The sequence below is a fragment of the Deltaproteobacteria bacterium genome, assembly GCA_016180845.1.
Taxonomy (GTDB): Bacteria; UBA10199; UBA10199; order JACPAL01; family JACPAL01; genus JACPAK01.
Genome location: JACPAK010000006.1, coordinates 43,011 through 66,392 on the forward strand (window position 1 = coordinate 43,011; position 23,382 = coordinate 66,392).

The following is a 23,382-nucleotide window of genomic DNA, read 5'->3' on the forward strand; positions in this document are numbered from 1 at the left end:
TTAGGGACAGGCATCATTAGATTATAAACTATGTTTCGAGACAAACCCGACCAACCGGAAGGATCCGACAGTCAAACAGGGCTGATCGTCCCACTTCTTCCTTTAAGAGATATTATCGTTTTCCCACACATGGTGGTGCCACTCTTTGTGGGACGCGAGAAGTCTATTGCCGCCCTTGAGGAGGCGATGAGCAAGGAGAAGGATATCCTGCTCGCCGCCCAGGTAAACGCCAAGACAAACGATCCCAAGGACGAGGATATTTATAAAATCGGCACCTTGGGGACTATCATCCAGCTTCTCCGACTCCCTGATGGGACCGTCAAGGTCCTGATCGAAGGAAAGCGCCGCGCCCGAATCAAGCAATTTCTTCCAAACACAGCCTTTTTCGTCGTTGAGGTAGAAGAGATTATCGAAAATCGGGAAGTCTCCGTGGAGGTTGAGGCGCTCATGCGAGGGATCAAGACCTCATTTGAAACCTATGTGAAGCTGAATAAGAAGATCCCGCCGGAGATGTTGGCCTCGGTGGCCACGATTGATGACCCTTCGCGATTGGCCGATACGATCGTCGCCCATCTCTCGCTGAAGCTTCCAGACAAACAAAAAATCCTTGAGATTGATAATCCGGCGGAGCGTCTCGAACGCCTCTACAGTCAGATCCAATCGGAAATTGAAATCCTCCAGGTGGAAAGAAAGATTCGCACCCGTGTCAAAAAGCAGATGGAGAAGACCCAGAAGGAATATTACCTCAACGAGCAGATGCAGGCAATTCAAAGAGAGCTCGGAGAGCGCGACGAGTTCAAGAGCGAGCTCCAGGAGCTGGAAGAAAAAATTAAGAGCAAGAAGATGAGCGCTGAGGCGACGAAGAAGGTCAAAAAGGAATTTAAGAAGCTCAAACTGATGAGCCCGATGTCGGCCGAGGCGACTGTTGTCAGAAACTATATTGATTGGATCATGTCGCTCCCATGGTACGACATGACAGAAGACAAGCTGGATCTGAAGGAAGCGGAACGAATCCTCGAGGAGGATCACTACGGTCTCAAAAAACCGAAGGAAAGAATCATAGAATATCTTGCGGTTCGGAGCCTCGTCGACAAGATGAAAGGCCCGATCCTCTGTTTCGTCGGTCCTCCGGGTGTTGGAAAGACTTCTCTCGGAAAATCAATCGCCCGCGCCATGGGACGTAAATTCGTCCGCTGTTCGTTGGGCGGTGTGCGTGATGAAGCGGAGATCCGGGGACATCGAAGGACCTATATCGGGGCCCTGCCAGGCAAGGTTATTCAAAGTCTCAAAAAGGCCAACTCCAGCAACCCGGTCTTTTTGCTCGATGAGGTCGACAAGATGAGTATGGATTTTCGAGGTGACCCCTCTGCGGCACTCCTCGAGGTCCTCGATCCCGAACAAAACAGCGCCTTCCAGGATCATTATCTCGATCTTGATTATGACCTCTCGAATGTCATGTTTATTACCACGGCAAATACCCTGCATTCGATCCCTCTTCCCCTTCAAGACCGAATGGAGATTATTCGTCTCGCTGGTTACACAGAGATCGAGAAGCTTCATATCGCCCGAAAATACCTCTTGAAGAAAGAGCTCGAGGCACACGGCTTAACTCCAGAAAACATGGAGATGTCGGATACCATTCTCAAACTGATCATTCGCCGCTATACAAAGGAGGCCGGCGTCCGAAATCTGGAGAGAGAAATTGCCACGGTCTGCCGCAAGATCGCCAAAGAGATCGCCATGAAGGGACGAGACAAAAAAATCAGGGTGACTCAGCATCTCATCAAGGAATATCTGGGTGTTCCGAAGTTCCGCTTCGGGATCATGGAAGAAAAAGACCAGATCGGCATGGCAAATGGCTTGGCCTGGACCGAGGTTGGTGGAGAGCTGCTCACCACGGAAGTGACTGTCATGCCGGGAAAAGGTCAGCTGATTGTGACCGGGAAACTTGGTGATGTCATGAAGGAATCTGCCCAGGCAGCGATGAGCTATGTGCGGTCGCGCGCCGAGAGCATGGGTATCCCCAGGAACTTCTACCAACGAGTCGATATCCATATCCATGTTCCTGAGGGAGCGGTTCCGAAGGACGGTCCTTCAGCCGGTATTACCTTGACCACAGCGATCACCTCCGCCCTCCTCAAGATTCCTGTCAAAAAAGATGTCTCGATGACGGGAGAGATCACACTTCGAGGTAACGTCTTGCCGATCGGGGGACTCAAAGAAAAAACCCTCGCTGCCCATCGTGCCGGAATTAAAACTGTCATCATTCCAAAAGAGAATGAAAAAGATCTAGAGGAGATCCCGAAAAAAATTCTCAATGAACTTCAGATTATCATGGTCGAACATATGGACGAGGTTCTGAAGAACGCCCTTGTCCTTAAAGATCCCAATAAATTGTTTAAAAAAGTCGAAAGCCCCCTTCTCCCTCCTCCCACTGAAGAGACTGCATATCCTAGGGAGCGCGCTCGCGTTGAACCTCCCGTCACGCATTAAAAGTAAATAGAGGATTTGAATGGATCCCGCGGGGACGACGGGGCTCGAACCCGCAACCTCCGCCGTGACAGGGCGGCGATCTAACCAATTGATCTACGTCCCCACGCGACCCACACTTTGAATGGGCGCGGTAGGTATCGAACCCACGACCCCCTCGGTGTAAACGAGGTGCTCTACCACTGAGCTACGCGCCCGACAAGGAGATCACTTATCTAATACTCAAGGTACAAATTCAAACAATAATTTACTTGCCCTGTCTTTTCCACGCAACGAATAACCTTAAAGATGCGATGAATAGCCCTACTTAACTTATTAACTTAGGAGGATTTATGGCAGCAACAGGACCGAGAAGACGTACCGCAACATTCACAGGACTCCCCGCTGTGGGCAACCTTCCTCTTATGCAGGCAAGGCTTGGTGAAACCATTACGATACTCGGGGCATCCCCGCAGGGACCCTTTCGAAGGAGGCCTATTGATTTTGTCCCTGATGGTTCGCCAGGACATTATCGTCCTGATTTACGACCTCATCCTATATCAATATTTGAACAAAGGGTCTGGAGGGTAATGCGAAGTAGGACCCCAGAACCAGCACTAAGGATGCAGGGTGAAATTGCCACCTGGCTGAGAAATGTAACCCTCCTGAGAACCCACCTGATGTCCAAACTTCGTGATTGGAGAGGACTGGAAGGAGAAGCAGCAGCTCAGCTTGAAGCGTCGATTGCTCAGATTGGTTTCGATATTGATAGCGCCACGACAGCCAACAGAACCTGGGGAACCCTTTTACGAAAGGTAAAACCTGATTCTTCTCCTCGAATTGTTATCGCGGAATCTGTTCCAAGGGCTGTCATTGAATCGGTAGGAAAAGTGGCCAAAAATGCCGCCGTACTTCGAATGGGTGGAGAATTTGCTGAATTCTTTTCCGGACCTGTGGGGCTTGCAGAGAGACCCGCCCATATGGTTCGTCTTTTTGGAGGTTTCTGCACAATGGCAAAGGCAGCCGGCTTACTTTCGATTGCAGGAATTGTCGTTCTGGGTGCAATAACAGCGTTTAATTCTTAAACTATCAATTGTTTTAGAATCCACCTGGGAAAAGAAGGCCCTCCATACACAAAGCCGGTATACGTCTGGAGAAGATCGGCGCCCGCCTCCCGTTTCTTTTTTGCCCCATTCCCATCCATAACCCCACCGACACCGATCAAAACCAATTTGTCACCAAAATGTTTCTTTAGAACCTCAAGCATCTCCGTGCTCCGTTTAAAGAGGGGTTGGCCGGAGATCCCCCCATCCCCGTTGACCTTTCCTTTCAAGCCTTCACGCGAAATTGTCGTATTGGTCACAATCAATCCCACCAATCCCCTCTCAAGGGAAACCTTTCCGCATTGAATCGCACCCTCATCGGAGAGGTCTGGTGAAAGCTTGAGCAAAAGGGGACGTGGGATTTTTCGTTTCTGATTGGCGGAGCTCAAGGTATCGAGAAGATTCGAAAGCCGGCCCTCCTCCTGGAGGTCTCTAAGACCGGGCGTATTCGGGCTCGAGACGTTGATCACCAGATAATCGGCAACATCGGCCACAGCAGAAAAAGATTCGAGATAATCTTGGGACGCCTGTTCCAAGGGAACAACTTTCGACTTGCCGATATTTACCCCGACCGGGACCTTCACCCTCCCCTTCTTCCGAACCTTTTCAATCCTCTCCGCGACACAACGCGCCCCTTCATTATTGAAACCGAGACGATTCAGGAGCGCCTGATCCTCTGGGAGTCGGAAAAGACGCGGTTTTGGATTTCCTGTTTGAGGTTTTGCGGTCACCGTTCCAACCTCAACAAAACCAAACCCCAGTGCCTGCCAGGCTGGTAGCGCAACTCCATTTTTGTCAAAGCCAGCCGCAAGCCCTAACGGATTTGGGAACTCAACTCCAAAGAGTTGCCGGCGTAACGTCGGATTCCTTGCAATATCTGTTTTAGGAAGATCAATTCGGCAAAAGCAAGACCAGGAAGCGAGCGCTTTTAAGACAAGATCATGTGCCTTTTCGGCATCCAGCGTAAAAAAGGCTTTTCGTAAAAATTTCCAGATCACTGAAGTCCTGGCAAGACGACTTCCCCACGAACCAGATTCACACCTTTTTTCAAGGCAGGATCTTCCCGGGTCGCCCGTTCAAAACCGAGGTCGGCAATCTTCTTCACATAGGGAAATGTGGCGCGGGAGAGCGCCTCCGAGGCGCTTCGTGGAACCAAAGAAGGCATATTGGCGACCGCGTTATGGATAATCCCATGACGGAGGTAGATCGGCTTATCATGGGTTGTGACATGAATCCCCTCCACACACCCACCTTGGTCAATCGCGACATCCACAATCACAGATCCTGCCACCATCCTCTGGATCATCTCCTTCGTTACAACCCTCGGGGCACGACGCCCCGCAATCAAGACAGCCCCAATAACGAGATCGGTCCGGGGCATCACCTCCATAATCGCCGGCAAAGAGGAAACAACCGTCTCCAATCGATCCGAAATTTTTTGACGGATCATTTCTAATTTAACCTTATCCAGATCGAAAACGGTCACGTTCGCCCCCAGACCATGGGCGGTTATGGCAGCATGAGTCCCGACATTTCCGGCCCCAATGACCGTCACATGCCCCCGGTCTTTTCCCAAGACCCCTGAGAGAAGCTTTCCCTTGCCACCAAAATCTTTTCGGAGATAGTTCGCCCCCATCAGAGAAGCGAGCTTTCCGGCGATCTCGCTCATCGGCGCCAGAAGCGGCAACCGACCATCTTCTGTCTGAACCGTTTCATAGCCGATTCCGATGATTTTACGTCGCAGGAGTATCTTGATCAAAGAAGGATAACCGGCGAGATGCAGATACGTAAAAAGGATCTGCCCCTCACGAAAGAGATTGAATTCTGAGGACTGAGGTTCCTTCACCTTCACAACCATCTCACTGGTCCGGAAGAGCTCGTCGCGAGCCATGATCTTTGCCCCCGCATCACGATATTCAGCATCACCCCATCCCGCCCCAAGACCAGCATGCCTCTCGACCAAAACGGTATGCCCTGCACGAATGATGTCCCGAACCCCGATCGGGGTCATTGAGACGCGGTATTCGTACTCTTTAACTTCCTTTGGAATTCCTAAAATCATATCACCCCCATCCCCTCTTATCTTAAGAGGGGGGCAAGATCTATTGTTGCATGAGCAAAACCACTTTCGCGACAAAGTTGATCTACCTTCTCACGCACCTCAGAAACCAACAATCTAGCGAGCTCATCCTGTCCCAATTCAATCCTCACAATCGGTTCATGAAACCTCGCCCGAAAAACCTTAAAGCCGAGCTCAGACAAGCCTGATTCAATGTTATCAATTCTCCTGAGCCGCTCCGGTGTCACCTCAGTCCCAACCGGAAAACGGGAGGAGAGGCAAGCGAGCGCCGGTTTCTCAGCAGTCGACAAACCAAGCTCACGTGACAACGCCCGAATCTCCACTTTCGTAAGACCCGCCTCAACGAGTGGTGATCGAATCTGGTAATCTTGAGCCGCCTTGAGACCCGGTCGGATATCCGAGAGATCATCGACATTCGTCCCATTCACAATCACCTGGATCCCCAGCTCCTTCGCCTTCGGGATCAGATATTGATAAAGCTCCGACTTACAGAAATAGCATCGATCCCCCCGATTGGCGCGATAGTCCGGATTTTCAAGCTCCTTGGTCTCGACCGTTAAATGTTTGATCCCGATCCCTTTGGCAACATGATGGAGATCAGCCACTTCATAACTGGGAAAAGAGGGAGAAAGGGCCGTCACCGCCACGGCACGATCTCCAAGGAGATCAAAAGCAACTTTCGCCACAAAGGCTGAATCGACTCCACCTGAATAGGCGACAAGGACCGACCCCATTCCATTCAAAATTTCCTGAAGTTTTTCCAGTTTTTGCATGGACGTTTGAAAATTAGGACACGAACACCGGCCGGTCAAGGAGAGAAAGATATTGACTCGATGAGGCGTGGGGCGTAGTTCTCGGCGTCATGTTACGAGAAGTGATCGAGGATGCCCTTCAGCGGGGAGAGAGACTCAAAAAAGACATCGTGGGGCAGGTCCTCAGTTCCGCGGCCTTGAGTGAACTCATTAATAACAAAAAATTTACCGATACCGTTGCCAAGATTATTGAGACAAAAGATGAAATTGCGAAAACTCTTCGACGGCGGGTTGAAGATGTCCTCAAAATGATGCGCATCCCCTCCTGTCAGGACATCACCTCCTATCACAGGCGCGTTGAAAAACTGGAGAACCAGATCGAGCAGATTGGCCATCATCTCAAGAAAATTTCTCGCAAGACTCCCGCAAAGAAAAAATCCAAGAGAAAATAAAATGATTTTAATGGATGGGGCAATGGGAACTATGCTCCTGATGCATGGAATCCCTGGAAATTCCTGTCTCGAAGAATTGAACGAAAAACGTCCCGGTTTAATCCGTGAAATCCACCGCAGCTACGCCGAGGCGGGAGCCAAGGTCATCATCACAAACAGTTTCGGAGCCAACAGACTTCGTCTGAACTCCTCAAAAAAAGTGGAGCGATTGAATCGAAAGGCGGTAAAAATCGCCCGTCAGGCAGCGCGAAAGGTGAAGGTCTTCGCCTCAATAGGTCCTCTCGGAAGAGAGGCGCGAAAGTTAAAGCAGACTGCAATGATCAAGGCTTTTAGCGAGCAGGTGAAGGCACTCGAAAAGGAGAAGCCTGATGGTTATCTGATCGAAACGATGACCTCTCTCACAGAGGCCGAGGCGGCAATCTTGGCGGTCCGTGAGGTTTCGGATCGGTATCTGATCGTTTCAATGACATTCCCAAGGGGTCTCCCCAAAAAGAACCAAAGGATGATGGATCTCATGAGCATGACACTGCGTGAGGCGGGGGCTGATTGTATTGGCGCCAACTGTGGCCTTCATCCGGAGGAGGTCTTCAACTTCCTCAATATTTTTCGAATGCATGATCCAGGTCCCTGGTTTGCGAAACCAGCCAGCGGCCTGCCAACGCGACCGATTTTCCCGGAGGAGTTTGCGAAATGGGGACTTCGGATAGCCAATCTTGGCGTTACCTATATCGGTGGGTGTTGTGGGACAACACCGGTGCACATTCGGTTGTTGGGAGAGAAGTTAAAGAAAATTTGAAGGGGAGATACCCAATATCTCATGAACCCGAATCGCTTCCTCTTTGCCTTTCACCCGAATCTCCCCTTTGAAACGAGACTCAACCGCCTCGGAAGCAGCCTTATACGTTGATTCACTCATCAGAAGCGTTGTCCCGAGATCCTTGTTGGCCCCTTGGAGCCGCGCCGCGAGATTCACCGCATCTCCCATAACCGTATAGTTGAGTCGTTCCCTTGTCCCGACATTCCCGAGCACAACAGGCCCTGTATGAAGCCCGATCCCGATCCTGAATTCAGCGATCCCATACTTTTGATGAAAAAGAGATTCGATCTCTTGAGTTGCCTTTTGCACCCTCAGGGCAGCGCGACAGGCCCTCAAAGGATGATCCGGCGTGACCGCAGGGGCCCCGAAGATCGCCATGATCCCGTCTCCCAAAAATTTGTCGATATATCCCCCTTCTTCAATAATTATTTTGGAAATCGGATCGAAAAATTCATTCATGAGTTGAACCAGTTTTTCAGGATCCATCTTTTCGGAGTGGGAGGTAAAATTCCTCACGTCAGAAAAGAAGATGGTGCACTCAACTCTCTGCCCTCCGAGCTTCAGCTTCTGAGGTTCACGAATCAACTCCTCCACGATATCGGGATGCAAGTAAGAATGGAATATTTTCCGAATCTCCCGCTTCTGTCTCTCCTCGACAATCCCCCGATGAATCGTCATCGATAGAGCCACAACCGACCATTGTAAAATCGGAGTCGAGAGTGAAAAAATTGTCCCTTGCTGAAAGAGCCATTGGACAAAAAAAGCATAGACAACCAAAATGACACCGAACAGAAGAACCCCTGTCAGAATCTTAAGACGAGGCATCCAAAAAACGAGGAGAAAAGTCACGAGGGCCATGACTCCCAAGGCACCGAGGCGCGTCCCATCGTTTTGAATCAGGAAATCTCCCTGATAGAGATTATCCAGGAAATTCGCCTGGACAAAGACACCGGGCAACGCCGAGGAAACAGGTGTGACCCTCAGATCATAGATCCCGATCGCCGTCGCACCGACAAGAACCGTTTTGCCACTCAATGTTTCCTTCGACACACCTCCTTGCAGCAGGTCAGTAGCCGAATAAACGGGAAAGAGCTCCTCGCCTCCCCGATAATTGATCAGAATCTCCCCATGGCGATTTGTCGGAATCAATCGGGAACCGACGCTCATGCCAACCAGAGCCCCTGAGCCATCCTTGACCGGCACGGGATCATACCCTTTTGAATAATAGGAAAAGGTCTCGAGCCCTAACGAAGGAAAAAACTTGTCTCGATAGGTCACCATCAGGGGAAACCGGCGCAGTGTCCCATCCGGATCTGGGAAAATATTGAAAAAACCCTGCCGGTTTGTCACCTGAGCGATGGTGCCTGTGTTCGCGACCACCCCCACCATTTTCCTCAAGTCATCCTGAAGACCCGAAATCTCCGGGAAGGCGGTCGGAAGGATTTCACGGAAGGCCTCATCCATTTTATGAGAGGAAATCTCCGCCGCCTTTAATTCCTTTTCACTCTGGTAAAAATAGTAACCGAGGATCAGATGACTTCGGCTCGCAAGCGCCTCGGCCAAAAGCCGATCGTCCTCTGAGGCCTCGGCAAACATAATATCCATTTCGATCAACCGGGGATCACCCTGATTGATTTTCTGGATCAGCGAGGCGATTTTGGAACGCGGCCAAGGCCAGCGCCCCTCCTGACTCAGGCTCTTTTCATCAATAGCAACAACGATAATTTCCCCCGTCGTTTTTTTGGCCCCTCTCCACTGGAAGAGCCAATCAAGTGATTTCATCTCAGACGATGAAACGGGGGGAAGATCCAAAAGATTTAAAAGAGAAAAAATGAGAAGGGAGGCTAATGCTAAAAGATAACGTTTCACAACGATGAGGTACTAAAATAGGCGTCATACTCCGCCGCCCCGATCGCCTCTTCCTCGAGGGCAATGTCACTGGCGGTGAATGAGGAGAAGCTCGGCGCCTGGAGAGGATCGAGACTCGATTTTTCACCAACCAAAAGGTTGAACCCCCCCTCGCCGTTTGAATCAACCAGCACAGAAAAGGCGGCAGTGGTCAAGGTGACAACCAGCCGTGTCGGATTCTCAAGAGAGGCGGTCAGTTTCGCGCTCTCCGGGACATCCACCTTAGCATCGTTCGAGTCGTAAAGAGATGCCGTGTAGCCCGAAGAGGTCTTCTCGGCGAGGATATAGCGATCAGAGCCACTCTTGAAACTCGTCGCGATAGAACCTCGCAGGAGATGGATAATCGTCTCGGAACGCCCCGTAGAAGAGTCATTGTCTTTGTCAAACTCAATAAAAACGGCCAGATGGGAGGATTCAACAGACTGGGCAAAATCGATCTTCATCGAAACAATGTCATCGGTCAGTTCCGATGTCCCCTGCGTATCAACCCCAAAACTGACCAAGGAAATATCCGGGCCACTCCGCTCCGCCGTAAAATCGGAGATGAAGTTCACAAACTGGAGATTGATCGGAATCGTCGCCCCCTCTGCCGTAACATCGGCAACTGTCTTTCCCTTATAGCCGGTGCGAAGACTTCCTGTTCTGGAAACGGTAAGCTTGAATTCGCGATCCTCTCCAATCGGAACATCAACATTGAACTCGATCCCTTCCGTAAAAGGCTTCGAAACGCTTTGGGTAATGGTCGGGAAACCTTCTCCATTGATCTCGAGAACAACCTTTTCCAGATTCTCAGGGAGGGAGGTCTCTGATTTTATCGGTAATGTTATCGTGATCGGTGCAGAGACCGATGTCTCCTCCGTCACCTGTCCGCATCCAGCCTGCATTCCAAAAAAAATCAGAAAAAGCATGGTACTGATGAGCTTTTGCAGAGGATTCATATCATCTCCCTGGGAACTTGAGCGGCACCTTCATCTTCCCCTCCGTCGCAGCCGGTTTTACCGACTCCGGCGTTGAGGTCTCCCCTCCTGGAATCAGTGACGGCACAACAGGCGCCGGTGGGGGCTGATCAACAACCCTCGCAACTTCTTTTTCCGGTTCGAGGACCTCGGGGCCCCCGACCCCTCCCGGCTGATCCAGGACCTCCCGTAAATCAGAGGCCTCTGAAACCGACTGAAACTCTCTCCCCAACCCAGACGGAATCGGCGCCGCAGGAGTGGGAGGGGCGTTCTTGATTTCTGTATACTGGCCTGAATGGAGCATCACCTTGGCTTCAGGCTCTTCGCGAAAATAGGTCTCCAGAAGACCATCGAAACAAAAAAACTGGCTGGAACGGTTTAAGAGACGAATCCCAAGATCGGTCCCTCTGACCGTCGCCACCGCTGTGGGGGTCTGGAAACGGACATCGTTGACCCGAAAGGAGGTTGCCTCATCGACCAGCACGCGAACTGACCCCTTCAAGATATCAAAAAGGGAACGACGTCCCCCCTGCTGAGGCCGAAACAGATGTTCGGTTACGAGGACCTTCGAATTAGGACCAAGACTTAGCAGGGTTTTATCCGTAAAGAGGACCCTGAGCTCTCCCGCGCCGGTCTGCAAGGTATCCATCTGATAGATCTTGTCTCCGAAGGCGGCGATCCTCTGCCCTGATTCTGAAATAGAAAACAAGGAGACCTCACCCCGAACAAAGACTACTTCACCAACCGAATCGGCCGCTACCAGAGGTAATGAAACAAACCCCAGGATAAAAACAAACACGAGTCTAGAAACTAAATGCAAAAGAACCCCCCACCATCTGTCGACTGTAAGCAAAAAATGACTGGTTCGAACTGTTTCGATAAAAATCATAGGAGCCAACGAAGTCAACCGATCGAACAATCTTTCGAGTCAACTTGATCCCGTAGACTTGCGAAAAGTCATCGCGTCTTGTTCCAAGGATAGAGTCAATATTATGAAACTTCTTGTCAAAGAAGACCTCCCCATAAAAATAAAAGGTCATCTCCAGAAAAAGAGGGCTCTTCATTGAAAAACCGACCCCATGGGCCCTGTAATCCCAATCGGCCCCGTCGGCCCAATTCTCCTCAAAAATATAGGAGAGTTTCAAAAAATGTTTTTGGTCATCCCCCAAAAGATACTCAGCCACCTCAACCTCAAGATTTTTCGCATCGCGATTCTGTGCCACATTGGTCACCGCCTGGAAAAACGAATCAAGCCTCCCCCGCAGTGTGAGCCTGGAGAGGAATCGATTTTCGAAGAGATACTGGACAGAAGGTTTTAACAAGGGACGACTCAGATATTTTTCACCGCCCAGAAAAGAGAACTGATAGGCAACCGGAATCTCAGCTCCAAACCTTCCCTCACGAAAAGAAGGCTCCAATTCAACATCGGCGACACCATAATCGAATTCGCTGAGCTCGAGATGAAAGGAATGTGTGTAAGAGGTCTTCGCGCTTAATCGATATTTCTCCCCGGAGAGAAAACGATACCCCCCTCCTCCCTCGGCAGAAAATTGAAGATCACTTTGATCCGAAGGGAGTGTCGCGAGCGTCACCCCTTCCGGATTTAGAGAAACATTGCTGTCTGAGAGGGAACCGAAATTCCCAAAAAGAAACCAGCGCCTCTCCTGACTGACTTCCGAAATAAAACCGGTCTCCTGAAGCCGTCTCAAATAACTCACCGACAGATCATACATCGGACCCGCGGAGGCCAATTCGGTTACCTTTTTAAAGTCCTCGATAGCCTCATCTTTCTTTTCCAGTCGATAATGGGAAAGCCCACGATAGAAAAAAGACTCCGGCTCCCGTGGATTTTTTTGAATCGCATCGTTCAAAAGCGCGACCGCTTCATCGTATTTCGCCAAGTGATAGCGTGTCACACCCAAAAAATAGGTCGCCGAGACATTTCCTCGGTCTTTTTCGAGGGCGGTCGAAAAATGCCTCTCTGCCTCCTCATAATCCCTCCCCTTAAAGGCAAGCAGACCTTGGGAAAAATCGACCTCGGCCTTCCGCGCTGGAGAGGCCGCCTCGACAATTAAAGGCAAGAAAAAAAGAAGGGCCAAGAGACGCCACTTCATAAAAGTAGGGGCATCATATCGCTTCACGACAAGTTGACAAATGATTTTTAAACGAGTTCTTTGACTTTTCGCACAATATGCGCGGCGGAGATGCCATGGGCATCCATGAGCTCGGCTGGTTTCCCAGAGCGGGAGAGTTGGCAGATCGCCATTTTAATAACCGGAACCAAGGGCCTTTCAGCGAAAACATTCAAGACGGCATCGCCCAATCCGCCTTCAAACCAGTGATCCTCGACAACAACAATCGCCTTGGTCTCTTTGGCCGCCTTTTTCAGAGTGGCCTCATCGATCGGTTTCACAGAATAACAATCGATCACACGGATCGAGATCCCTTCTTTCGCCAAGAGATCAGACGCCTTAAGCGCCTCGTTCAGTGTGACACCGGCGCCAACGACCGTGACTTTATCAGCTGGGGAGGATTTTAAAACTTTCGAACCACCGATCGGAAATTTTTCGTTCAGATCGTACAAGATCGGGGTCGCCGGACGATTCGTCCGCATGTAGACGATCCCCGGCCTCTTGATCATCTCTTCCACGAGATACTCCGTAGCGACCGCATCGGAGGGATAGAGAACAGCGCTCCCAGACACGGCACGAAACATTGAGAGATCCTCAAGCCCCATCTGCGAAGGGCCATCTTCTCCGATCGAAACACCGGCATGCGAACCGACGCAACGAAGATTCGCCTGACTGACCGCCGCCATCCGAATCTGGTCATAGGCGCGTGTCAGAAAACAGGCAAATGAGGAGGCGAAGGCGGCCTTGCCACGCTTTGAGAGTCCAATCGCCACACCGATCATATTTTGTTCCGCAATAAACATCTCAAAAAAATGTTTTGGATCCTTTTTCTTCACAAGCTCGGAGAAGGTCGAGTTTTTGCAATCGGCATCGACCGCCACGACCTCTGGATATTCGTCAATCAGCCGCGCCAATGCCTGGCCGTACGCCTGACGTGTCGCCACCAACGCACCTTTTGCATACTGCGGCCTCGCCGCTTTTTTAGAATCAACGCGAACTGGTGACTTCTGTTCCGGCTTCTGAACTTGCCCGACCAGAGAAAAATCAACGGTGCCAAGCTCCTTCAGCGCCTTCTCTAAATCCGGTTTGGAGAGCGCCTTCCCATGCCAACCATGACCATCCTCAACAAAAGAGACCCCCTTCCCCTTCAGGGTCCGGGCAACGATCGCCTTCGGTTGGCCGTTATGAGAGTCCAGAAGCTTTTCATAGGCCTTCAGAATTTCAGGAATCGAATGACCATCAACGACGACAACCTCCCAGTCAAACGCGCGAAGCCTTTTGGCATACGCCTCAACATCATGTTCATACATTGTCTCTTGACTCTGACCGAGCCGATTCACATCAACGACGCCAATCAGGTTATCAAGCTTGTAGTAGGCAGCCAACTGAACCGCCTCCCAGACCGACCCCTCCGCCATCTCTCCATCTCCCATCAAGACAAAAGTCCGGTAAGGGAGTTGGTCGAGATATTTGGCATTCATTGCCATGCCAACGCCGATCGAGAGCCCCTGTCCTAGGCTCCCGGTCGCTACCTCGACTTGTGGAAAGCGCGGTGTCGGGTGCCCTTCCAAGAGGCTATCAAAACATCTGAGTTTGAGGATCTCCTCCCGTTTTAGAACCCCCGCGGCACCATAAAGGGCATAGAGCAGGGGGGCCGCATGCCCTTTTGAAAAAAGGACGCGATCATTATTCGGATATTGAGGCTTCTCGAGATCGTAACGAAGGTACTGGAAAAAAAGGACGGCCATCAGATCGGTCGCTGAAAGAGAGGTTGTCGGATGTCCGGACCCTGCCTCGGTCGTCGAGGTCAGGATCCAGTAGCGAACCTGACGGGCGAGTTCAGCAAGTTGGGTCTCGGAATACATAGAAGGCCTCTTCCTACTTTTCCGTCCGCGAAAAGGCAAGGGAATGATTAGGGCTAATAAAAAACTACTCTTCCTGAATAAGAGATGGCATAATACATACTATGACAATCTCGATAGAAACCTTGATCCAGCAAGCCCGGCTTGGGTCATCCGATGCCCAGGTTGTGCGTCAGTCTTTTGCTGTTATTGAAAAACCTGACTGCCTTCCTGACAAGAGAGTTTCTGCCTGTGCAACCACCGGAGAACATCATGCCGCCTGGAGGAGATTGACGGAAACGTCCCCTGTTATCGGGCTCAAACTCCTTTCAGACAGCTCCTTCTATGACAAATCTGATCTGCCCTGTGGTAGTGCTAACGACACGTTCCCCACGGGTGTGCCGGGACTCACCAAAGAGCTTTGGAACCGATCGCTGGCCTATCGCTGGGTTATTGGCAAATTGAGTGGGGCGACGAGAATACAATTTCTTGAAACAACTTTATCTCAGTCAGGAGCGGATGGCCTTATCTTTGTCCGGATTGCCAGAGAAAACATGGAAGGTATCACCGAGTCTGAAAGGAGCTTTTTAGATACCCGGGAAGGGGAATTCGCAAGATTAGACAGATCAGGTATTCAACGAACGCTTGCCGCTAAGATTTCAGAACATCTTTACTATGGCGTAGAACTCAGAAGAGAGACACTCAGTTCACCCACGAGATAATCTTTGGCTATTTTCCCAACCTTTTTTTTTGAATTCTTGGAACAGGTTGTCTTGTAAAAACAATCGTGGTTTCCTCCACCTTTTTCCGGGTTCCGGGATTAGTATAGGTTGAGGGGGCATAAAGCATAATCGACCATACTCCATAACTTCCCACCATCACCGGTTTTGATTTTTGAAGAATCTTTTCTCGATTGAGAGGGGTCAGGGCGACATTGTGGGATTGAAAAAAGGCCTTGGTTTTTTCAAAGGATCTCTTTGTCGTATAAATCTTGCGAATGGAAACCATGGGGCCGCCCTGCAAAGATGCATACATTCTATTAATCATATCGGTAGCCTTTTCAGACAAATCCTGGCGGTAAACGGCATCAGCGGGAAGGAGTGACTGTATTTGTGCCGATGCAGACAGCGGCAAGCAAAGTGACAAAAGCAAGATGAGCTTTGAAAAATGTTTAGTAGTCATAACACTCCAAACAATTGCCCACATACATCCCCAATCCAAAGCTGCATAGGTTAGCTTCCATATACGCAATAGTGGCCGCGCTTTCGAATGAGGAATACGGGGGACATGGGACACCTGCCGGGCAAGAGATATAGCCGCAGGTATCCGCTTCATAGCATCCCGGGTCATCGGGGAGGATGTTCAGGACAACATAACAAAGCGTCGGGTCAGGAGGTGGCGGTTCCGGGGCACCACAATCGGGGCAAGTCAGAGGTTCGGAAATTCGGGTGCAATTGCCGCAGACGTCACAGTTGGCAATGGCGCAATAATCCGGAATCGCGAAATAGTGACATTCGGTAGTCTCACCGCCGCAACTATCGCCTCCGCCGTCACTTCCGGTCCCGTCGCCGGAGCCATCACTGGAACCGCCCGATCCTGAACCGCTTTCTTCATCCGTGTCGGCGATGCCGTCATTGTCATCGTCGGGATCGGAAATATCCGTTATTCCATCTCCGTCATCATCGAGATCTTCAAAGTTAGGGGTTCCGTCTCCGTCCGTATCGCCGTCGCTAAATCCGTCTCCTCCGCCGGATCCGCCGCCACCTCCGCTCCCACCACTTCCTCCGGAGCCTCCCGACGAGCCGCTACCACAACTTGCGGCGCCCGTGCAGACCATGCAACTCCCGCGGGCACATTCCGGACAAGCCGAGGACCATCCTGTTGCCAACCCTCCGGTCGGTATCTCATAGCGGTTCGTCGCGACATTCCATTCACAGTATCCGCAACGGGAGGTTGAATCTAAAGGACCAACCCACTGACACTGCCGGTCGGGATGGGCCGCCCGTTCTGCATCATCAGCCTCTTCTCGCGCGGCTTCTTCTCTCTCTCTGGCTTCTCTTGCATCCCTCTCTGCCCGTTCCCGTGCCTCTTCATCCATCCGTTCCCGTTCGGTGTCACATTCATCCTCATGGGTCCGGGAAAGTTCGCAACCGGCCTGGTCCCGATCATAATCTCTCATCTGCCGGCAAACGCCATGCCACAAACCGCGATGTTCCCAACAGTAGTCATAGCAATCTCCGTTGGTTGAAATTCCACCTTCAACGGTGGCGCACCCGGCAGGCATCACGTTAGGATCGGGGGTGGGACAAGCAGAGGCATTGCAGTTTCTAAGAGGAGCCGGCGGAGAATAATCGGAGGACAAGGGAGGAGGAGAATCAAGAGTGAGATCGTCGGGGGTTCCCGGCCCGCGATGATTCACTGAGGGACTAACCATATGATCGTGGTGGATAGAGGGGTGAATCGAGAGGGAGGTAGCAACAGTATGTGGAATCCCTCTCTCGATCGCTAGCAGACCTCCCCTCGCCTCAATATCCGCAATCATCTTGCTCGCTTCGGGAATCCATTCATCAGGATACTCGTATAAATTCCTCTTAAAGGCCCGTGTGAACGTCCGTCTTTCAGCACGTGTCCATTCGTTAGGATAATCCGGATCCGGACAGCCTGGGATCAGATTCAGATAACGGGGATTTCCAAGATAGGCGGAATGTCGAAAACAGTCAGGGAATATCCAATCGTAGACACGCGGGTTCTGACATCTTCTCGAATCGATAGAGCAGAAATCAACCTCGCTTGAGACCTCCAACCCTACCTCTACGGCCTCCTCTGGTTCGAGGTTTAGACGAGAAAATTGTGCTGCCCGCTGGTCCAAATAATGCTGAGGGAGATGGCTAACCGTAACATCGGGACGGTCCAATGCCTCCTGAAGAAGCGACTGATAAGGATCATTCACAAAGTTGTCGTAATTGTTTTCTACCTCCAGTCCTGAAGAAGGGTCCAAAGGATAGCCGCTGTGACGCGAATAAACCATCTCATTGGACAGATCAGCTAGAAATTCGTCGACAATTTCTCCCTGAAAGTCTTGGTCACCCCTATTCGTATAACCAGACTGGCTATTCGTCGCATGGACAAGTTCATGCAAGAGGGTTGCATAGACCACCTCCAGATCGCTCCGAAAAGTCTCATTGATGTAGATAATTGATCCTCTTCTAAGGCGACGAAAGAGGCCCAGGTAAGCATCCTCCGTAAAATGGCCCCAGTGAATCTCTGGGATAGGGGTCTGCAAGAGGCTCTGATCCAGATCAGGAGGGTAATTATAGGCAATATCCAGCGCAGAGGTCGCCCATCGGGTCGAGGCGAGCAACCTTTCGGCAAGGGCACGGGGCAATGTGCCTGCTTCCCCATATTGACCGGCATCAATTGCGGCCTGAAAATTCTCAGCGACGATAAAAAAGAGGGCGGCTGCCTCAGATTGTTCTGGGCCAGACCATCGTCCTGTGGACTCCACACGAACCCGGCTCTCAAGACCAGAACCCTGGGCAAAGGCCGAAGAAAAAAGATAATCATCCAAGTCATCCCAATTCCAGGAGGTCTCTCCTTCTCCTGTTTCATCCCAAAGAAAGTGCTCCCAGGCCTCAAGTGTCATCGCATGGGTGCCACATTTGGGGAAGGCATCGATGGCCGGAACAGGTTCTAAATGAATCTCTCGAAACTCAGAGTTGTCGTGCCCTCGCCTTGGAAAGCGGATCAGAATCGTTCTCTCTTCGGTCTCTGAGGGGCAGAAATCAACCGTCGTCTCCCCATGAAAATTTGGTCCACAAATATAACGATGACAGTTGGTCAATTGAACCATAATCCCCGTAGAATGAACCTCCTCCTCACGACATCCTTCCGGGAGAGGGATCTCTACTGTGATGGTTTCGGTTGCGATGGTATCCGTGATCTCGCTTCGAATTCTATCGGCCGCCTCCCGAATCCGATCGGAAAAACCTTGGGCCTGAAGGCTTAAAGGGAACCAAAGAAGCATGACGAGGAGTAAGAGGGGTCGTCTCATCTCTTCCCCCCCTGGTTTCTCAGCCGATTGATTTGTTGATCCCTTCCGATCTGATCGGCAGGGGGATTACGCTCGTTAATCGGGTGATCGGTCCATGAACGTGAGTCAGCCGGCTCGGGAAGAGAAAAGGGGACGACACTCAAACCATTATTATTCATTAAAGACGGGGGATCGAGAATCGGACAGATCGCATGGTGGAGGGCCAGGTTTCTGGCCGATTCGGGGTCGTGGCTATAAAGCGCATAGGCGATGTTGCTCATGTTGGTGTAGAAGGGGCCTAGAAAAATCCCGTCGTAGCCGACCGGGGGAGAGGGATAATAAAATCTTTTTCCCCGGTTGCCTCCCCCAACTCCGGTAGCGGTTCCATATCGCGTGGTCCAGGTCGAACGAACGAAATCTTCTTTTTGAAAGGTGTTGGTCAATGGCCCCGGGCAATAATTGAGAGCGGTCAAGGCATCAATGACCAACGCCTCGGTCATGTTGGCCTGCTCTTCCTCCCAAAGGGCCTCCGGAGAGGGATAGCTCTCCATTCGATTGTGCCCCAGGGTTCTTAGGAAATAGGCATGGATCATCTGGTGGGCCAATTTTCCCGCGACGAGACAGGCGTAGCCGGGTGCCGATTTGACGGCGGGGGCCGGTCGGGAGGCCAAGAAATGGGGGCCTGATTCCGCCGGTGCCGGGTCGTAGATTTCCACTCCCGGGTCGTCGGGAAAATAGTCTTCAACAATGCCGCCATCCTCTCGGCGGCCATACGACGGGATGCAATCGCTGACATTGAACCGCGCATCGGAATTGAGTGCCCGCTTCGCCTGGCAATCCCCTGCGATGTCGCTCCGGATGATGAACTGGTTGTCATGTTCGGTGTCGTCATATTTTACAATTGCCCCCCTCACGACCGGTCCCTGTTTCAATCGGATCTTGTTTCCAGTATAGATACCTGCAGTCTCAGCAAGACAACTCACAAAGCCGGAACAGTTCGCGCCGACGAGCCGTGGAGTCATGTCATCCAAGATGTTATAGGCGTTAATCACAATCTCGGCCATCTCCCGCTCCAAGTTGGTTAAGCCGCCACCTCCCCAAGTCTGATAGGTGTCGGTAAAGGTTGTCCGATCGGCAATCTGCGCGCCGATCCGATCCTTCGCTTGGGTCAACAAGGTTTTGAAGAAGATCCGCGCCTCCTGGTTGATCTCCCCATCGCGTCCAGAATTGGTCCCCCAGGAAATCCGGGGGTTATTTTTCTTGTACCAGTCAATTTTTGCGAGTTCAGCGCAGGTGAAGCTATGAACCAGGTGCTCTTTGCTATAGGGGCACTCAAAGTAGTTGAACCCGGACGGCAGGAGCTCTGTTTCGTCATCAAGGAGTGTCAGAGAGCTGGTGACCTCGTCAACCGGGAGTTTTTTCAGGAGATAACGGCCGAAGAGAAAGTTGGAATTGTCCCACCAGTTGTTTCTGGATGAATCATCGAGTGCATCATGCCGGGCTTCAAGATCTTCGTAACTGATGTCCCCATAAAATTCCTGCTTGCCGATCGGGTAACAGCTCATCGCAACCTGGGGGATCCCCAAGAGAAAAGTTTGTTGATCCGGCACAATGACCCCGGCCCCGCATCCCTCGATGCGGCAGTGGTCGGTCAGGCGATAGAGGCGATAACTCCCAGCATTCGCCCTGAAGCCGGTGGAATGATGATCGGGGTGGGTAACCCTCTCTCCCATCGCGTCTTGATAGGCATTGAATTCATCGGTCAGGGGATACGTCGAACTTCGGTACGGGGAGCAGAAATAGCCGCTTCCATCCCCGATGAGGCCATTGGCCACAACCCAGTGCTCAGCACCATCAGCCGGATCGATCTCCTCGATCTGAAACTGGGGAGAGGGAATTTGGTTATAAAAGGCACCGGACGGTTCAAAAACCGTGGCAACGATACCGGCGGAGCCCGAGCCTCCTCCCGAACCTCCTATGGATCGTGACCCTCCTGTTACGGTCGATGAAGAACCTGACCCGGAAGAGGTTGGAGGTTCTACCAGACAGTAAGAATCACACCGATCGCCGGAGACGCTGTTTCCATCATCGCAGGTTTCTCCCCATTCCACAGTCCTGTTTCCGCAGACCGCTTCCCGCTGGCAGGAGGCGCTGCAGCCATCTTCACTGACCGCATTCCCGTCGTCACACGACTCACCGATCTCGACAGTCGCATTGCCGCACCGGGGACCGCTCTCCGATTCCTGCTCGCAAGCAGCACTGCAACTATCTCCATTATTTGTGTTGCCGTCGTCACAACCCTCCGGTAGCTCCAAGACCTGGTTCCCGCAGATCCCCGCGTTAGTGGCATATTTTAAATCTTTATTGGTCGCATCATAGTAACTGATGTGGGCCAGCCCCTGGGAATCGATCTCGAGAGAGTTATATTTTCCAACGTCGATTCCTGACGGAGAATCAACGGTCACTTTTGCCCAACTTCTTCCGGCAAGCGGCCTTTGGGCATATTTGAGGGTGTGGTGTTCGTTGTCATAGTAGCTAACATGGATAATCCCTCGGGTCCGATCAACGGCGATTTGACAGTCTCGCCCAACATCATTTGAGTCGTAAGAAGAGAGGGTGCCATCGATTCTGTCGCGTATCCAAGAGCCTGACTCAAAACGGGCATAGAACAAAGCATGCGAGTAAGAAGAATAATAGCAGGTATGGGCCTGATTGGCGGCATCGACGTCGATGGACAAAGATATTGTATGGGGAGATGGGTCCCCTGAAAGGAGGAGGTTGGTGCTGGTAATGGTGCCTGAACCGGCCCACGAGTAACTCCCATCACTCGCCGGAACCGATGACTTGCGGTAGCCGAGGATTGTCCTTCCCTCGGAGGTTAGGGAATAAACGATATGGATCGCTCCGGTCGGGTCAACGACTAGCGACTGAACACCGGCGACCGAATAAGGGGTGATCGGGGCACAGTGCCAGGTTGTTCCCTCGCGCCAGGCCAAGGCGAGCCGCTCTGAGGCGACAGTTGTTCCCAAACAGGAACCGGAACCGGATTTCTTGAAGGTGACGACCGGAGATCCCCAGGGGGTCAGGCCAAGGTCGGCGGCATTTCCCTGACCGGGAAACGACGAGACCGCCGAAAGGGAACCGACAAGCGGCTTGTCTTGATGAAAGAGGTTGTCTTCCCCGATGACAGCGGCCCTGCTGTAGAGAAAATGCATCCTTTCTCCAACGATTCTGAGTTTTCCGGTATAACCGGAACCTGTTGCAGTGACTCGAAATTGCCCCCACGATCCATTTTCCCTTTTTTTGAGATACATCAGGTCGTTCGTCATATCCCGGTAATAGGCGATATACGACCGGCCCTCGGGGCCCAAGGCCAGGGAGGAATATTTTCCGACCTCGTCGGTTCCGTCGTCAATAGTTTGAATATTCCATCGACGATTTCTGACCTCCGGTTCGGTCTGACAGAGCATATCGCAACCGTCGTAGGGTGTTGTGTTCCCGTCGTCACAGGCCTCACCGGTCGAGGCAATTCCATCGCCGCATCGGGGGAGCGTGCAATTATTCCGGCAGGCATCGGTATCAACGCTATCCCCGTCGTCGCAAGCTTCTCCCGCCGTCCGGATTCCGTTTCCGCAGGAGGTTGCGGTGCAGTTTAAGTCACAGCCGTCTCCATCGACCGCATTTCCATCGTCACAAATTTCAGTCGTCAAATCGCCAACGGCCCCGTTGCCGCAACGGGCCTCGTGGGTTTCATCGTTATCCTCCGGGTGATAGTCACCGGCCACTGTGATGTTTCCACCTGTATAACAACCGGGATCGGCGATATCCTCAAGGCCATCGGTATCGTTATCCACCCCATCGCTGCAGGCAAAGGTCACTTCGCAGCGATCGTTGCAGCCGTCTCCATTCACGACATTGCCGTCGTCGCAGGCTTCCCCAACCGTCTGGATTCCATTTCCGCAGGAGGTTGTGGTGCAGTTGGCATCACAGCCGTCTCCATTAACCATATTTCCGTCATCACACCCTTCCCCGGCACCGGCATCGATCGTTCCATCTCCGCAGGGAGAAAAAATAGTCATTGTGAAGGAATCACTGTTGTTCGTGGCATTGGTATCACTAGGATAGGAATCGACGAGAGTCGCTGTTGCCGTCAATTCACCTAGTTCCGTCGGTGTAACGGAAAATTGGATGCTTGCGTAACCCAAAGACTCGATTTCGTCGACCACACAAAGTGCCAGATGCGGATCTGTTGTATCGTAGCAACGTCCATCAGTTTCACCGATATCGCGAAGAGAAGAGATACTTCCTGAAAAATCGAACCTTACCACCACACCAGTTACTTCTTCAGAACCTGTCGGCATAATATGAATCAACAGCCTGTAGTTGAAGGGGAAACCCAACGCTCCTAACTCTTCATCAAGATCGCTCGGTGGTACGGCCGATAGAGCGTGTACCCAAAGATCAACCGCCTCCGCATGGCGAGGAGAGGTGAGCAGGACAGAAAGCACGATCAGGAGGATAGCCCAAAACTTCACATGTTTTAAATGTTGCAAACAACGTGCCATAACGAACATTTAGCTCTATTTATAACATGTTGAAATAAATGAGACTAATCAAAACGTCGGTTCCAAAACATTATTATAATGATAAAAGTTATCAAATTGATAAAATAATTAGGTGAGAAAGGACGAGGGACTTCTCGATTCAGCCATTGCCCAACCGACTCAAAGTGTTTATTGAAAAAACCAATCTAGAACTTTACGATTTAATGATGAAATTGGCCAATAAGCCTATGACCCGCGACGAACTCGCCGAATGGTTTCGAAAAAATTCCCGAAAAAA

The 23,382-nt window shown here is 51.4% G+C and carries 16 protein-coding genes and 2 tRNA genes; 5 read left to right on the forward strand and 13 right to left on the reverse strand.

Annotated features, from left to right (window positions below; translation table 11 throughout):
- Positions 1-30: 30 nt before the first annotated feature.
- The gene (gene lon, locus HYT76_08600; protein ID MBI2083607.1) at positions 31-2,493 is read left to right on the forward strand and encodes an endopeptidase La; all 2,463 of its coding nucleotides are present in this window, start codon (positions 31-33) and stop codon (positions 2,491-2,493) included.
- Between the two features lie 29 nt (positions 2,494-2,522).
- Here lon and HYT76_08605 read toward each other — a convergent pair.
- Together HYT76_08605 and HYT76_08610 are read right to left on the reverse strand one after the other, a co-directional pair.
- A tRNA-Asp gene (locus HYT76_08605) sits at positions 2,523-2,596 on the reverse strand.
- 19 nt (positions 2,597-2,615) lie between these two features.
- Positions 2,616-2,687, reverse strand: a tRNA-Val gene (locus HYT76_08610).
- Between the two features lie 135 nt (positions 2,688-2,822).
- Here HYT76_08610 and HYT76_08615 point away from each other — a divergent pair.
- A complete protein-coding gene (locus HYT76_08615) occupies positions 2,823-3,554 on the forward strand; it encodes a hypothetical protein (GenBank protein ID MBI2083608.1) in 732 nt (243 codons plus the stop codon).
- Here HYT76_08615 and HYT76_08620 read toward each other — a convergent pair.
- From HYT76_08620 to larE, 3 genes are read right to left on the reverse strand one after another with little or no spacing between them, the layout of a single operon-like run.
- Complete coding sequence (locus tag HYT76_08620; protein ID MBI2083609.1) at positions 3,551-4,570, reverse strand: quinone-dependent dihydroorotate dehydrogenase; 1,020 nt, start codon at positions 4,568-4,570, stop codon at positions 3,551-3,553. The two genes, HYT76_08615 and HYT76_08620, sit on opposite strands and share 4 nt — an antisense overlap.
- Positions 4,567-5,634, reverse strand: a complete 1,068-nt coding sequence (gene ald / locus HYT76_08625; protein ID MBI2083610.1) for an alanine dehydrogenase — start codon at positions 5,632-5,634, stop codon at positions 4,567-4,569. The genes HYT76_08620 and ald overlap by 4 nt, the downstream gene beginning before the upstream one ends.
- A gap of 17 nt (positions 5,635-5,651) precedes the next feature.
- Positions 5,652-6,425 (reverse strand): ATP-dependent sacrificial sulfur transferase LarE, encoded by a 774-nt coding sequence (gene larE / locus HYT76_08630; protein MBI2083611.1) that lies wholly within the window; start codon positions 6,423-6,425, stop codon positions 5,652-5,654.
- An 89-nt stretch (positions 6,426-6,514) separates the two neighbouring features.
- On the opposite strand from larE, the gene HYT76_08635 reads away from it, so the two are divergent.
- A complete protein-coding gene (locus tag HYT76_08635; GenBank protein ID MBI2083612.1) occupies positions 6,515-6,856 on the forward strand; it encodes a phasin family protein in 342 nt (113 codons plus the stop codon).
- Between the two features lie 22 nt (positions 6,857-6,878).
- Positions 6,879-7,652, forward strand: a complete 774-nt coding sequence (locus HYT76_08640; GenBank protein ID MBI2083613.1) for a homocysteine S-methyltransferase family protein — start codon at positions 6,879-6,881, stop codon at positions 7,650-7,652.
- On the opposite strand, the gene HYT76_08645 is transcribed toward HYT76_08640, so the two are convergent.
- The 5 genes from HYT76_08645 to HYT76_08665 all read right to left on the reverse strand — a co-directional run bounded on the left by HYT76_08645 (position 7,638) and on the right by HYT76_08665 (position 14,534).
- Positions 7,638-9,455 carry an adenylate/guanylate cyclase domain-containing protein gene (locus tag HYT76_08645; GenBank protein ID MBI2083614.1) on the reverse strand — a complete coding sequence of 606 codons (1,818 nt, stop codon included), beginning with the start codon at positions 9,453-9,455 and terminating at the stop codon, positions 7,638-7,640. The two genes, HYT76_08640 and HYT76_08645, sit on opposite strands and share 15 nt — an antisense overlap.
- An 83-nt stretch (positions 9,456-9,538) precedes the next feature.
- On the reverse strand, positions 9,539-10,519 hold the full coding sequence (locus tag HYT76_08650; GenBank protein MBI2083615.1) for a hypothetical protein: 981 nt from the start codon (positions 10,517-10,519) through the stop codon (positions 9,539-9,541).
- Between the two features lies 1 nt (position 10,520).
- A complete protein-coding gene (locus HYT76_08655) occupies positions 10,521-11,357 on the reverse strand; it encodes a FecR domain-containing protein (GenBank protein MBI2083616.1) in 837 nt (278 codons plus the stop codon).
- Positions 11,341-12,651: a tetratricopeptide repeat protein gene (locus tag HYT76_08660; protein ID MBI2083617.1), complete on the reverse strand. Its 1,311-nt coding sequence runs from the start codon at positions 12,649-12,651 to the stop codon at positions 11,341-11,343. Before HYT76_08660 ends, HYT76_08655 begins: the two co-directional genes overlap by 17 nt.
- A gap of 47 nt (positions 12,652-12,698) precedes the next feature.
- Positions 12,699-14,534 (reverse strand): transketolase, encoded by a 1,836-nt coding sequence (locus HYT76_08665; protein ID MBI2083618.1) that lies wholly within the window; start codon positions 14,532-14,534, stop codon positions 12,699-12,701.
- A 101-nt stretch (positions 14,535-14,635) separates the two neighbouring features.
- On the opposite strand from HYT76_08665, the gene HYT76_08670 reads away from it, so the two are divergent.
- Positions 14,636-15,232 (forward strand): hypothetical protein, encoded by a 597-nt coding sequence (locus HYT76_08670; protein ID MBI2083619.1) that lies wholly within the window; start codon positions 14,636-14,638, stop codon positions 15,230-15,232.
- A gap of 7 nt (positions 15,233-15,239) precedes the next feature.
- On the opposite strand, the gene HYT76_08675 is transcribed toward HYT76_08670, so the two are convergent.
- Genes HYT76_08675 through HYT76_08685 form a run of 3 tightly spaced genes read right to left on the reverse strand, consistent with a single transcriptional unit; the run spans position 15,240 to position 23,075 of the window.
- Positions 15,240-15,716 (reverse strand): hypothetical protein, encoded by a 477-nt coding sequence (locus tag HYT76_08675; protein ID MBI2083620.1) that lies wholly within the window; start codon positions 15,714-15,716, stop codon positions 15,240-15,242.
- A complete protein-coding gene (locus tag HYT76_08680; GenBank protein ID MBI2083621.1) occupies positions 15,682-18,561 on the reverse strand; it encodes a hypothetical protein in 2,880 nt (959 codons plus the stop codon). The genes HYT76_08675 and HYT76_08680 overlap by 35 nt, the downstream gene beginning before the upstream one ends.
- Entirely contained in the window at positions 18,558-23,075 is a 4,518-nt protein-coding gene (locus tag HYT76_08685; protein MBI2083622.1) for a DUF4215 domain-containing protein, read from the reverse strand. The genes HYT76_08680 and HYT76_08685 overlap by 4 nt, the downstream gene beginning before the upstream one ends.
- Positions 23,076-23,382: the final 307 nt, after the last annotated feature.